This is a genomic window from Paraburkholderia sp. BR10141 (assembly GCF_056155635.1).
On the sequence record NZ_JBMIQH010000024.1, the window covers coordinates 56869 to 70029 of the forward strand.

General features: G+C 65.5%; 8 protein-coding genes and 1 pseudogene. 7 read left to right on the top strand and 2 right to left on the bottom strand.

Features of this window, described 5'->3' with window-relative positions; translation table 11 throughout:
- The first annotated feature begins 65 nt into the window (after positions 1-65).
- The 4 genes from aroK (at position 66) to ugpQ (ending at position 3847) form a co-directional block, all read left to right on the top strand.
- Positions 66-620, top strand: a complete 555-nt coding sequence (gene aroK / locus ACOJB8_RS28335) for a shikimate kinase AroK (protein ID WP_069268233.1) — start codon at positions 66-68, stop codon at positions 618-620.
- Positions 621-695: 75 nt separating this feature from the next.
- Positions 696-1778, top strand: a complete 1083-nt coding sequence (gene aroB / locus ACOJB8_RS28340) for a 3-dehydroquinate synthase (RefSeq protein WP_475015582.1) — start codon at positions 696-698, stop codon at positions 1776-1778.
- A 34-nt stretch (positions 1779-1812) separates the two neighbouring features.
- A complete protein-coding gene (locus ACOJB8_RS28345) occupies positions 1813-3039 on the top strand; it encodes a deoxyguanosinetriphosphate triphosphohydrolase (protein ID WP_475015584.1) in 1227 nt (408 codons plus the stop codon).
- 52 nt (positions 3040-3091) lie between these two features.
- Positions 3092-3847 (top strand): glycerophosphodiester phosphodiesterase, encoded by a 756-nt coding sequence (ugpQ, locus tag ACOJB8_RS28350; protein WP_428996036.1) that lies wholly within the window; start codon positions 3092-3094, stop codon positions 3845-3847.
- 36 nt (positions 3848-3883) lie between these two features.
- Here ugpQ and ACOJB8_RS28355 read toward each other — a convergent pair whose 3' ends face one another.
- Positions 3884-4258, bottom strand: a complete 375-nt coding sequence (locus ACOJB8_RS28355) for an ElaB/YgaM/YqjD family protein (RefSeq protein WP_069268237.1) — start codon at positions 4256-4258, stop codon at positions 3884-3886.
- A gap of 374 nt (positions 4259-4632) precedes the next feature.
- Positions 4633-5352: an OmpW/AlkL family protein gene (locus tag ACOJB8_RS28360; RefSeq protein WP_342949818.1), complete on the bottom strand. Its 720-nt coding sequence runs from the start codon at positions 5350-5352 to the stop codon at positions 4633-4635.
- Between the two features lie 189 nt (positions 5353-5541).
- Here ACOJB8_RS28360 and ACOJB8_RS28365 point away from each other — a divergent pair.
- The 3 genes and pseudogenes from ACOJB8_RS28365 to ACOJB8_RS28375 form a co-directional block, all read left to right on the top strand.
- Positions 5542-6231 (top strand): annotated as a pseudogene (locus ACOJB8_RS28365) (transposase); the annotation flags it as partial.
- Positions 6232-6881: 650 nt separating this feature from the next.
- Positions 6882-11582, top strand: coding sequence for a glutamate synthase-related protein (locus ACOJB8_RS28370; protein ID WP_368610404.1), 4701 nt, complete (start codon positions 6882-6884; stop codon positions 11580-11582).
- A gap of 104 nt (positions 11583-11686) precedes the next feature.
- Positions 11687-13153, top strand: coding sequence for a glutamate synthase subunit beta (locus ACOJB8_RS28375; RefSeq protein WP_069268240.1), 1467 nt, complete (start codon positions 11687-11689; stop codon positions 13151-13153).
- Positions 13154-13161: the final 8 nt, after the last annotated feature.

Below are 13161 nucleotides of genomic sequence, written 5' to 3' on the forward strand. Positions count from 1 at the left end.
GCCGCAGGCTCGACAATGCCGCCGCTTTGCCAGTAAGCTGCGGCACCAACCTTTCGTAGGAAACGCTGCAAGTGCGGGACGCAAACGCCAATGTATTTTTCGTAGGGCTCATGGGCGCCGGCAAGACGACCGTGGGCCGGGCGGTCGCGCGCCGGTTGGAGCGTCCGTTCTTCGACTCCGATCACGAGATCGAGGCGCGCACGGGCGCGCGCATCCCGGTGATCTTCGAACTCGAAGGCGAAGCGGGCTTTCGCGACCGCGAGGCCCAGATGATCGAAGAGCTCACGGGGCGTGAAGGCATCGTCCTCGCGACCGGCGGCGGCGCGGTGCTGCGGCCCGAGAATCGCGCGGCGCTCAAGGCGCGCGGCTTCGTCGTGTATCTGCGCGCGCATCCGCACGACCTGTGGCTGCGCACGCGGCGCGACAAGAATCGTCCGCTCCTGCAAACCGAAGACCCCAAGGCGCGGCTCGAAGCGCTCTACGAAGTGCGCGACCCGCTGTATCGCGAAGTCGCGGACTTCGTGATCGAAACCGGCCGGCCTTCCGTCAACGGACTCGTCAACATGGTGCTGATGCAGCTCGACATGGCCGGCGTCGTGCGGGCCACTGCGCGCGAGTAGGGCGCAGGTGGCGCAGTGAGTCGCGCAGTGAGTCGTGAAGCAGGCAGTGCATCGGAAACCCAAAAGATTCAGAGCATGATTACCGTCAACGTCGAACTGGGCGACCGCGCCTACCCCATCCATATCGGCTCCGGCCTGATCGGTCAGACGGCGCTCTTCGCGCCTCATATCGCCGGCAAGTCGGTGACGATCGTGACGAACACCGTCGTCGATCCGCTCTACGGCGAGACGCTGCGCACCGCGCTCGCGCCGCTCGGCAAGGACGTCAATACGGTGGTGCTGCCCGACGGCGAGGCGCACAAGAACTGGGAAACGCTCAACGAGATCTTCGACGCGCTGCTCACCTCGCGCGCCGACCGCAAGACCACGCTCATCGCGCTGGGCGGCGGCGTGACGGGCGACATGACGGGTTTCGCGGCCGCCTGCTACATGCGCGGCGTGCCGTTCATCCAGGTGCCGACCACGCTGCTTTCGCAGGTCGATTCGTCGGTGGGCGGCAAGACGGGCATCAATCATCCGCTCGGCAAGAACATGATCGGCGCGTTCTACCAGCCGCAGGCCGTGATCGCCGACATCGGCGCCCTTGCCACGCTGCCGGGGCGCGAGCTGGCGGCGGGCATCGCCGAGGTCATCAAGACCGGCGCAATCGCCGATGCCGAATTCTTCGACTGGATCGAAGCCAACGTCGAATCGCTCAACCGTTGCGAGCCCGAAGCGCTCGCGCACGCCGTCAGGCGCTCGTGCGAGATCAAGGCATCGGTCGTGGCCGCCGACGAGCGCGAGGGCGGCCTGCGCGCCATCCTCAACTTCGGCCATACGTTCGGCCACGCGATCGAGGCCGGGCTCGGCTACGGCGAGTGGCTGCACGGCGAGGCGGTGGGCTGCGGCATGGTGATGGCGGCGGACCTTTCGGTGCGCATGGGCATGCTGGACGAAGCTTCGCGCACGCGCCTCGTGCGCGTGGTCGAGGCCGCGAAGCTGCCGGTGCGTGCGCCCGCGCTCGGCGCGGACCGCTATGTCGAGCTGATGCAGGTCGACAAGAAGGCCGAGGGCGGGGCGATCAAGTTCATCCTGCTCAAGCGCTTCGGCGAGACGCACATCGGCCGCGCGCCCGACGAAGCCGTGCAGGCCACGCTCGCCGCCGCGACGCAGAGCTGAGGCGGCGCCGGCGACAACCCCTTGCGGAGGAACGGTGAGCGACACCCGCAGCGACAACCGTAGTGATCCCCGTAGTGTTCAGGAAGGTAGCGACGCGCATGGCGGCGACGCCAGCGCCGCGCTGATCGCGTCATTCGAGGCGGGCCTCGCGCCTTACGCGGCGCACGCCTCGCGCACGCGCGGGCGGCGCTATCCCGAGCCGCCGCCCGCCGCGCGCAGCGAGTTCCAGCGCGATCGCGACCGCATTGTCCATTCGACGGCGTTTCGCCGCCTCGAGTACAAGACCCAGGTGTTCGTGAATCACGAGGGCGATCTCTTTCGCACGCGGCTCACGCACAGCCTGGAAGTCGCGCAGATCGCCCGCTCGGTCGCCCGTAACCTGCGCGTGAACGAGGATCTGGTCGAGGCGATCTCGCTCGCCCACGACCTCGGCCATACGCCGTTCGGCCATGCGGGCCAGGACGCGCTCAACGAGTGCATGCGCGAGCACGGTGGCTTCGAGCACAATCTCCAGAGTCTCGCGGTCGTGGACGAGCTCGAAGAGCACTATGGCGCGTTCGACGGCTTGAACCTGTGCTTCGAGACGCGCGAAGGCATTCTCAAGCACTGCTCGCGTGAGCATGCGAGGCATCTGGGCGATCTGGGTGAGCGTTTTCTGCTCGGGCGGCAACCGTCCATCGAAGCGCAGATCGCCAACATCGCCGACGAAATCGCCTATAACAACCACGACGTCGACGACGGCTTGCGCTCGGGCCTGCTCACCATCGAGCAACTCGCCGAGGTCGAGCTCTGGCAAACGCACTACGACGCCGCGCGCGCCGAATATCCGCAGATCGAGGGCCGTCGGCTGATTCACGAGACGGTGCGGCGCATCATCAACACGCTGATCGTCGATCTGATCGGGCAGACGCGGCGCAATCTCGCCGAGTGCGCGCCGCAGTCGCTCGACGACGTGCGCGCGGCGCCTGCGCTCGTCGCGCACAGCGAGCGCGTGGCCGCGCAGGCGGCGGCGCTCAAGCGCTTCCTGTACCGCAACCTGTACCGCCACTATCGCGTGATGCGCATGGCCAACAAGGCGCGGCGCGTGGTGAAGGGGCTGTTCGAGGCGTTCAGCGAAGACTCGCGCCTGCTGCCGCCGCCGTACCAGACGCAGGACGCCGCCGTGCAGCCGCGGCTGATCGCGCATTACATCGCGGGCATGACCGACCGCTATGCCCTGAAGGAGTACCGCCGCCTCTTCGTCGTCGCCGATGACGTTTGAGGGCGCGGCTCGCCCCCTCTCACCGCCCCTGCCGATTCCGGGAGCCGATTTGATCAAGTCCTGGCCGTATCCGCGCGTTGCCGCGCACCGAGGGGGCGGCACGCTCGCGCCCGAGAACACCCTGGCGGGTCTGCACACCGGCGCGAGCCTCGGCCATAAGATGGTCGAGTTCGACGCCAGGCTGTCCGTCGACAACGTCGCGTTCCTGCTCCATGACGACTCGGTGAATCGCACGTCGAGCGGGCACGGCGCGGCCGCGTCCATGCGCTATGCGGAACTTGCCGCGTTGGACGCGGGCAGCTGGCGGGACGCGCGTTTTGCGGGCGAGCCAATGCCTACGCTCGCTCAAGTTGCAGCGTGTTGTCGCGAACTGGGGCTTGCGGCGAACGTCGAGATCAAGCCCTGCGCGAGTCGCGACGTGGAGACAGGGCGCATTGTCGGCGCCGAAACGGCGCGCCTATGGGAGAGCGAAGCGCGGGCAGGCACGCCGCCTTTGCTGTCGTCGTTCTCTTATGCGGCGCTCGAGGCGGCGCGCGAGAGCGCGCCGGAACTGCCGCGCGGGCTGCTATTCGAGCGGGTGCCCGCCGACTGGCGCGAGCAGACGGCGGCGCTCGAGTGTGTGTCGCTGCATGCGAGCCATCGCCATCTGGACGAGGCGCTCGTCGAGCGCATCAAGTCGGCGGGGCTTTTCATCCTCGCCTATACGGTGAACGAACTCGACCGCGCTCGCCAACTCGTGAGCTGGGGCGTCGATACGGTCTGCACCGACCGTATCGACCTGATCGGGCCGCACGCGCTCGACGCCTGAGGCCCCGGGCCGGGCGGCCGGTGCCCGGCTCCTCCTTCAGCGGCGCGAGAGCAGCGCGCCCAGTACCAGCGCGACGCCGCCGGCAATCGCTACGGCCTGCCAGGGATTGCGGTGTACGTAGTCGTCGGCGCCGGCGATGGCCGCGTCAGTGTGGTCGCGCGCGGCTGCACGCGCGACTTCGAGCCGCTCGCGGGCGGCGTCCAGACGCTTGCGGATGTCGGCGCGCAGCGCAGCTGCATCGGCCTGGGTTCCTTCGCCCAGCGTGTTTTCCAGCTCGGCGAGCAGATCACGCAACTCGTCGGTGATATCGGCGGCGGCGCTGCGGCCGCGGCGTGCAATGCGCCGCGCGTGTCGGCTCGTGCGCGTCCAGGAATCTCCGAGGGCTTCTCGCGTGTTCGGAAAGGCGCTCATGTATGGCTCCGTCGTTGAAAAGTCACAGGTAAAAGGCTCGCCGCGGCGCGCACGAAAAAGGGCGCGGGAGGGCGAGGACCGGAGTGCAAGTATTGCGCAATTCCAGTGCCCGAGCCTTGAACGCGCGCAGCGAGCCGGGCGCAAACGCCCGCCAGGCGGGGCTTCCTTCTCTGGTGACAAAACAGGTGATTACGGGGACAGCACGCTTTTTCGCAGAGGCATAGAATCAGGATAAGCCCATGCGAAGGCGGGGAAAATCGATGGAGACGCGCAGACGGGAAGGGCACGGCCGGGCGGGAAACGCCGCCCTCCGCCAGACGCCGCAAGGGCGAGGCGAAGGGCCGGCGCGAGGTGGTGCGGGGCGCCGAAGGGCGTCAGAAGTTGTAGCCGACCTTCAGGTACGTCACGAGCGGGTTCAGGTGAATCTTCGATTCCGCGACTCGCTGCGTGCCGAACTGGTTGTTCAGCGTCGTGTGGTACGTGGCCGTCACGTTGATCGGGATGTACGAGAGCGAGAAACCGGCGAACCAGTGCTTCGTGAAGTTGTAGTTGAAGCCCAGGTTAAACACGGGGGCCCAGGAACGATCCGTCGAAACACTGGTCGGACCCCCAAGCCTCTCTTGTTCAAAGGCGCCGTTGGTGATCTTCGCGTCGGTGAACCAGGCGTAGGTCACGCCGACGCCGAGGTAAGGACGGAATTTGGCTTCCGGGCTGTTGAAGTAGTACTTGAACAGCAGCGCGGGGCTCCACAGTTTTGCCGAGCCGACCTTGCCGTAGCTGCTGAAGCTGCCGCCGCCGGAAATATCGAACTTCGGCGGAATGCCGAGTTCGGCTTCGGTCGCGAAGTGGTCGGTGATGTAGTAGCCGAGGGAGAAGCCCACGGTGTCGGCCGAGCCGACGCTGGCGCCCGTGTTCGGAATGGCCATGTTGACGGGCGTGCCGCCGACACTGTCGATCTTGAGCGGATCGCTGGTGTCCTGCGGCATGAAGCGGAACCAGCCGGTGGTGACGTAGAACGTGTTTGCGGATTGTGCGTGTGCCGCCGTGAAACTGGCGAGCGCGGCGACCCCTGCCAGCGCCTGTTTTAATTTCATATTAATTGCTCCTCCATGAAAGGCCCGCTCATTATGAACACAACGTTTGCAACAAACCAGACGCGACCGTTAGAGCTTTTTTACTAAGCGCCGCGAGCTTTCCGCCGAAGCCGCATGCCAGCGAGAACTAGCGCTGGTGGGGCCTGGCGGGTCTGCGGGTATTCACCAACGGAACCAGGAAAATCGAGCATGGCACGGCTTGCACGTCTTTATGTTCCCGATCAGCCACAGCATGTGATCCTGCGCGGACTCGATCAGCAGCCCGCGTTCGTCGATGACCAGGACTACGAACTGTTCATCGACTGCCTGAAGGCCGCGGCGCGCGATCATCATCTGGCGGTGCATGCGTGGGTTTTGATGCCCGGCGCGGTGCAACTGCTCGTCACGCCTTCCGACGAATCCAGCCTGCCCAAGGCAATGCAGGCGGTCGGCCGGCGCTACGTGGCGCATTTCAACCGGCGCTATGCGCGTCGCGGCACGCTCTGGGAGGGGCGCTACCGCGCGACGGTCATCGAGGGCGAGCGCTTCTTCCTGCTGGCGAGCCGCGTCGTCGAGCTCGCACCGGTGCGCAGCCACCTCGTGACGGCGCCCGAAGACTATCGATGGTCGAGCTACCGGCATCACATCGGCCTCACCGTCGACAGCCTCATCACCGACCACCCGCTGTACTGGGCGCTCGGCAATACGCCTTTCGAGCGTCAGCGCGCGTATCGCGAACTCTGCGAGCAGGTGCTCGACGAACGCGAAACGACACAGCTCATGCAGGCTACGCTCAAGGGCTGGGTGCTCGGCAGCGACACGTACCGCGATTGGGCGTCGCGCACGGCGAACCGGCGCGTCTCGCCGCTGCCGCGTGGGCGCCCGCGCAAGGTGCGCGAGGCGCCAGGCACGCCTGCGGCGACGCCGGGCGCCGTTGGCGCCGCGGCCACCGCGAGCCCGGCTTCGACGCCTGCGGCCGGATCGGGCGGGGCCGGTGGTCAGCCGGCGAGCCATGGCGCGACACAATCTGGCCCCCATTCTACCTCGCACGCCGGCGCCAACCCGGCCGGCTCGACCTCGACGCAGGGAGGAGGTCATCCTGGGAGTGGTTCGGCTACAACATCGGGTGGAAATCCGGGTGGCGCGGGCGGCCATTCCGGTGGTTCGCAGGGTTCCGGCAGCGGAGGGTCCTCCGGTTCGAGTTCGGAACACGACGAGCGCAAGCCGGGCACCGGCACTCACTGATTGCTTTTCGGATCAAGTGTTTACGAAATAAACGGCATCCCCGGATGCCGTTTTCTTTTGCCCGAATTTAATATGACCCCAATAAAAAAATGTGCGAATGCACCTACTCGATAATTGGGGTTCGAACATCACGTTTTATTTGCATCCCCTTGATTCGTCGCGTATATTCGCCTTTCGGCTCTCCTGGGCGCATAACGCGGGAAGCACGTAGTACCCGCGCAACGCCGTACAGCGGTCACGTAAGCGGCGTAAATCAAGAAAACGGATTCAACGGCTGGCAACGGCCCCACTCTGACGGTGTCCCCATGAACGATCACCAGCAGCGCGCCGCGGTGCCCGCCGCGCAAGGTCTCTATGACCCGCAAAACGAACACGACGCCTGTGGCGTCGGTTTCGTCGCCCATATCAAGGGCAAGAAGAGCCACGAAATCATTCAGCAAGGCCTGAAGATTCTCGAGAACCTCGACCACCGGGGCGCCGTGGGCGCCGATCCGCTGATGGGCGACGGCGCGGGCATCCTGATCCAGATTCCGGACGCGTTCTACCGCGAAGAGATGGCCAAGCAGGGCGTGACGCTGCCGCCGTTCGGCGAGTACGGCGTCGGCATGATCTTCCTGCCGAAGGAACACGCCTCGCGTCTCGCCTGCGAGCAGGAACTCGAGCGCACGGTGCGCGCCGAAGGCCAGGTCGTACTGGGCTGGCGCGACGTACCGGTCGATCACGCCATGCCGATCTCGCCCACGGTGAAGGCTAGCGAGCCGCTGATCCGCCAGATCTTCATCGGCCGCGGCAAGGACGTGATGGTCACGGACGCGCTCGAGCGCAAGCTGTACATCATCCGCAAGACCGCGAGCCACCGCATCCAGGCGCTCAAGCTCAAGCACGGCAAGGAATACTTCGTGCCGTCGTGCTCGGCGCGCACGGTCGTCTACAAGGGCCTGCTGCTCGCCGGCCAGGTTGGCGTGTATTACCGCGACCTGCAGGACGAGCGCGTGGTGTCGGCACTGGCGCTCGTGCACCAGCGCTTCTCGACCAACACGTTCCCGGCGTGGGAACTGGCTCACCCGTACCGCATGATCGCCCACAACGGTGAAATCAACACCGTCAAGGGCAACGTGAACTGGCTGAACGCCCGTACCGGCGCGATCGCCTCGCACGTGCTCGGCGACGACCTGCCCAAGCTCTGGCCGCTGATCTATCCGGGCCAGTCCGACACCGCATCGTTCGACAACTGTCTCGAACTGCTGGTGATGGCGGGCTACCCGCTCGTCCACGCGATGATGATGATGATCCCGGAAGCCTGGGAACAGCACACGCTGATGGACGAGAACCGCAAGGCGTTCTACGAATACCACGCTGCGATGATGGAACCGTGGGACGGCCCCGCCGCGATCGCATTCACCGACGGCCGCCAGATCGGCGCGACGCTCGACCGTAACGGTCTGCGTCCGGCGCGCTACATCGTCACGGACGACGACCTGGTCATCATGGCGTCGGAAGCCGGCACGCTGCCGATCCCCGAGTCGAAGATCGTCAAGAAGTGGCGTCTGCAGCCGGGCAAGATGTTCCTGATCGACATGGAACACGGCCGCATCATCGACGACAAGGAACTCAAGGACAACCTCGCCAACGCCAAGCCGTACAAGAGCTGGATCGACGCCGTGCGCATCAAGCTCGACGAGATCGAGCCGAAGGCGGAAGACGTCGCGACCGCGCGCGCCGAAGCCGCCGCGCTGCTCGACCGTCAGCAGGCGTTCGGCTACACGCAGGAAGACCTCAAGTTCCTGATGGCGCCGATGGCGATGTCGGGCGAAGAGGCGGTCGGTTCGATGGGCAACGACTCGCCGCTGGCGGTCATGTCCAACAAGAACAAGACGCTCTACAACTACTTCAAGCAGCTGTTCGCGCAGGTCACGAACCCGCCGATCGACCCGATCCGTGAAAACATGGTGATGTCGCTCGTGTCGTTCATCGGCCCGAAGCCGAACCTGCTCGACACCAACAACATCAACCCGCCGATGCGTCTCGAAGTGTCGCAGCCGGTGCTCGACTTCAAGGACATCGCGAAGATCCGCGCGATCGAGCAGTACACGGGCGGCAAGTTCAGCAGCTACGAGCTGAACATCTGCTATCCGGTGGCCTGGGGCAAGGAAGGCATCGAAGCGCGTCTCGCGTCGCTGTGCGCGGAAGCCGTCGATGCGGTCAAGTCGGGCTACAACATTCTGATCGTGTCGGACCGCCGCGCGGACCGCGACAACGTCGCGATTCCCGCGCTGCTCGCCACCTCGGCGATCCACTCGCACCTCGTGCAGCACGGCCTGCGCACGAGCACGGGTCTCGTCGTGGAAACGGGTTCGGCGCGTGAAACGCACCACTTCGCGCTGCTCGCCGGTTTCGGCGCGGAAGCCGTGCACCCGTACCTCGCGATGGAAACGCTCGCGCAAATGGCGCAGGGCCTCAAGGGCGACCTGTCGGGCGAGAAGGCCGTCTACAACTTCACCAAGGCAGTGGGCAAGGGCCTGCTCAAGGTGATGTCGAAGATGGGCATCTCCACGTACATGTCGTACACGGGCGCGCAGATTTTCGAAGCCGTCGGTCTGGCTGACGATCTGATCGCCAAGTACTTCAAGGGTACGGCCTCGAAGGTGGGCGGCATCGGCCTCTTCGAAGTGGCCGAAGAAGCAATCCGTCTGCACCGCGACGCATTCGGCGACAACCCGGTTCTCGCCAACATGCTCGACGCGGGCGGCGAGTACGCCTACCGCGTGCGCGGCGAAGACCACATGTGGACGCCGGACGCGATCGCCAAGCTCCAGCACTCGGCGCGCAGCAACTCGTACCAGACGTACAAGGAATACGCGCACCTGATCAACGATCAGACCAGGCGCCACATGACGTTCCGCGGTCTGTTCGAATTCCGCCTCGACCCGGCGCGCGCGATCTCGATCGACGACGTCGAGCCGGCCAAGGAAATCGTCAAGCGCTTTGCGACTGGCGCGATGTCGCTCGGCTCGATCAGCACGGAAGCGCACGCCACGCTGGCCGTTGCGATGAACCGCATCGGCGGCAAGTCGAACACGGGTGAAGGCGGCGAAGACGAGAAGCGCTACCGCAACGAACTGCGCGGCATTCCGATCAAGAACGGCGACACGATGCAGTCGATCATTGGGCCGGAAGTCGTCAAGGACATCCCGCTCAAGGATGGCGACTCGCTGCGTTCGAAGATCAAGCAGGTGGCGTCGGGCCGCTTCGGCGTGTCGGCGGAGTACCTGTCGTCGGCGGACCAGATCCAGATCAAGATGGCGCAGGGCGCGAAGCCGGGCGAAGGCGGTCAGCTGCCGGGCCACAAGGTTTCGGAGTACATCGGCAAGCTGCGTTATTCGGTGCCGGGCGTGGGCCTCATTTCGCCGCCGCCGCACCACGACATCTACTCGATCGAAGACCTGGCGCAGCTGATTCACGACCTGAAGAACGTGAACCCGGTTTCGTCGATCTCGGTGAAGCTGGTGTCGGAAGTGGGCGTGGGCACGGTGGCAGCCGGCGTGGCGAAGGCCAAGGCCGACCACGTCGTGATCGCCGGTCACGACGGCGGCACGGGCGCCTCGCCGCTCTCGTCGCTCAAGCACGCCGGCACGCCGTGGGAACTCGGTCTGGCGGAAACGCAGCAGACGCTGGTGCTGAACCAGCTGCGCGGCCGTATCCGCGTGCAAGCCGACGGTCAGATGAAGACGGGCCGCGACGTGGTGATCGGCGCGCTGCTCGGCGCGGATGAATTCGGCTTTGCGACGGCGCCGCTCGTCGTCCAGGGCTGCATCATGATGCGCAAGTGCCACCTGAACACCTGCCCGGTCGGCGTGGCGACGCAAGATCCGGTGCTGCGCGCGAAGTTCTCGGGCCAGCCCGAGCACGTCGTCAACTTCTTCTTCTTCATCGCTGAAGAAGTCCGCGAAATCATGGCGCAACTGGGTATCCGCAAGTTCGACGATCTGGTCGGCCGCGCGGATCTGCTCGACACGCGCCGTGGCGTGGAGCACTGGAAGGCGAAGGGTCTCGACTTCTCGCGCGTGTTCTACCAGCCGTCGGTCGGCGCTGAAGTCGCGAAGAAGCACGTCGACACGCAAGACCACGGTCTGGACCGCGCGCTCGATCACACGCTGATCGAGAAGGCGAAGGCGGCGATCGAAACGGGCGAGCACGTCTCGTTCATCCAGCCGGTGCGCAACGTGAACCGCACGGTTGGCGCGATGCTCTCGGGCGTCGTCGCGAAGAAGTACGGCCACGACGGTCTGCCGGAAGACACGATCCACATCCAGTTGAAGGGCACGGCGGGTCAGAGCTTCGGCGCGTTCCTCGCACGCGGCATCACGCTGGACCTCGTGGGCGACGGCAACGACTACGTCGGCAAGGGCCTCTCGGGCGGCCGCATCATCATCCGTCCGACCAACGACTTCCGCGGCAAGTCCGAAGAAAACATCATCTGCGGCAACACGGTGATGTACGGCGCACTCGAAGGCGAAGCCTTCCTGCGCGGCGTGGCGGGCGAGCGTTTCGCGGTGCGTAATTCGGGCGCGACGGCGATCGTCGAAGGCACGGGCGACCACGGCTGCGAATACATGACGGGCGGCACGGTGGTCGTGCTCGGCGAAACGGGCCGTAACTTCGCGGCGGGCATGTCGGGCGGCATCGCCTACGTGTACGACCCGGACGGCACCTTCGCCGGCAAGTGCAACAAGTCGATGGTCGCGCTCGACCCGGTCCTGCAGCAGGCCGAACAGGAGCGCACTGTGGACCGCGCACTGTGGCACACGGGCCAGACCGACGAAGCGCTGCTCAAGGGACTCGTCGAGCGTCACTTCCAGTTCACGGGCTCGACGCGCGCCAAGGCGCTGCTCGAGAACTGGGATGCGGCGCGCCGCCAGTTCGTGAAGGTGTTCCCGACGGAATACAAGCGCGCACTGGGCGAACTCGGCGCGAAGAAGGCGAACCAGGAAGAACTGGCCGCCTGATCCGCAAGACGACGACTGAACGAAGACGAAGCGCCCGCCGCGCTCACTGAAGCGGCGGCGGGCGCGGTCCCCTCACCGAATAGATAGAGATAGACGAGAACCCTATGGGTAAGGCAACCGGTTTTCTCGAGTTCGAGCGCCAGCATGAGGCGTACGAAGCACCGCTCACGCGCGTGAAGCATTACAAGGAATTCGTGGCGGCGCTCTCCGACGCCGACGCGAAGATCCAGGGCGCACGCTGCATGGACTGCGGCATCCCGTTCTGCAACAACGGCTGCCCGGTAAACAACATCATTCCGGACTTCAACGACCTCGTGTTCCGCCAGGACTGGAAGAGCGCGATCGACGTCCTGCATTCCACGAACAATTTCCCCGAGTTCACGGGCCGCATCTGCCCGGCGCCCTGCGAAGCGGCGTGCACGCTCGGAATCAACGACGACCCGGTCGGCATCAAGTCGATCGAGCACGCGATCATCGACAAGGCCTGGGCCGAAGGCTGGGTCGCGCCGCAAGTAGCGAAGCACAAGACGGGCAAGAAGGTTGCCGTGGTCGGTTCGGGCCCCGCGGGCCTCGCCGCCGCACAGCAGCTCGCGCGCGCCGGTCACGACGTGACGGTGTTCGAGAAGAACGACCGTATCGGCGGCCTGCTGCGCTACGGCATCCCCGACTTCAAGCTGGAGAAGTGGCTGATCGACCGCCGCATGCGGCAGATGGAGGCCGAAGGCGTGACGTTCCGCACCAACGTGTTCATCGGCCGTGGCGAGTTGCCTGCGTACATCGGCAACACGGCGAAGGAAACGATCTCGCCGGACGAACTGAAGGACCAGTTCGACGCCGTGGTGATCGCAGGCGGTTCGGAAACGCCGCGTGACCTGCCGGTGCCGGGCCGTGAACTCGAAGGCATCTACTACGCCATGGAGTTCCTGCCGCAGCAGAACAAGGTCAACGCCGGCGACAAGCTGCCGAACCAGCTGCTCGCCAAGGGCAAGCATGTGGTCGTGATCGGCGGCGGCGATACGGGTTCCGACTGCGTGGGCACCTCGAACCGTCACGGCGCGAAGAGCGTCACGCAGTTCGAACTGCTGCCGCAGCCGCCCGAGGAAGAGAACAAGCCGCTCGTGTGGCCGTACTGGCCGATCAAGCTGCGCACGTCGTCGTCGCATGACGAAGGCTGCTCGCGCGACTGGTCGGTCGCCACCAAGCGCCTCGAAGGCAAGAACGGCAAGATCGAGAAGCTGATCGCCGCACGTGTGGAGTGGAAGGACGGCAAGATGGTCGAAGTGCCAGGCTCGGAATTCGAAATGAAGGCCGATCTCGTGCTGCTCGCCATGGGCTTCACGCAGCCGGTTTCGCCGGTGCTCGAAGCATTCGGCGTCGAGAAGGATGCGCGCGGCAACGTGCGTGCCTCGACCGAGGGCGAGAAGGCGTACTACACGTCGGTCGACAAGGTCTTCACCGCCGGCGACATGCGCCGCGGCCAGTCGCTCGTGGTGTGGGCGATCCGTGAGGGCCGTCAATGCGCGCGCTCGGTCGATGCGTACCTGATGGGCAGCTCGGAGTTGCCGCGTTAAATCCGGTG

Excerpts from the sequence above, each read along its gene's own strand:
- ACOJB8_RS28360 (WP_342949818.1), bottom strand. The coding sequence starts at position 5,352 with ATGAAATTAAAACAGGCGCTGGCAGGGGTCGCCGCGCTCGCCAGTTTC.
- ACOJB8_RS28375 (WP_069268240.1), top strand. The coding sequence starts at position 11,687 with ATGGGTAAGGCAACCGGTTTTCTCGAGTTCGAGCGCCAGCATGAGGCG.
- aroB (WP_475015582.1), top strand. The coding sequence starts at position 696 with ATGATTACCGTCAACGTCGAACTGGGCGACCGCGCCTACCCCATCCAT.
- ACOJB8_RS28355 (WP_069268237.1), bottom strand. The coding sequence starts at position 4,258 with ATGAGCGCCTTTCCGAACACGCGAGAAGCCCTCGGAGATTCCTGGACG.
- ACOJB8_RS28370 (WP_368610404.1), top strand. The coding sequence starts at position 6,882 with ATGAACGATCACCAGCAGCGCGCCGCGGTGCCCGCCGCGCAAGGTCTC.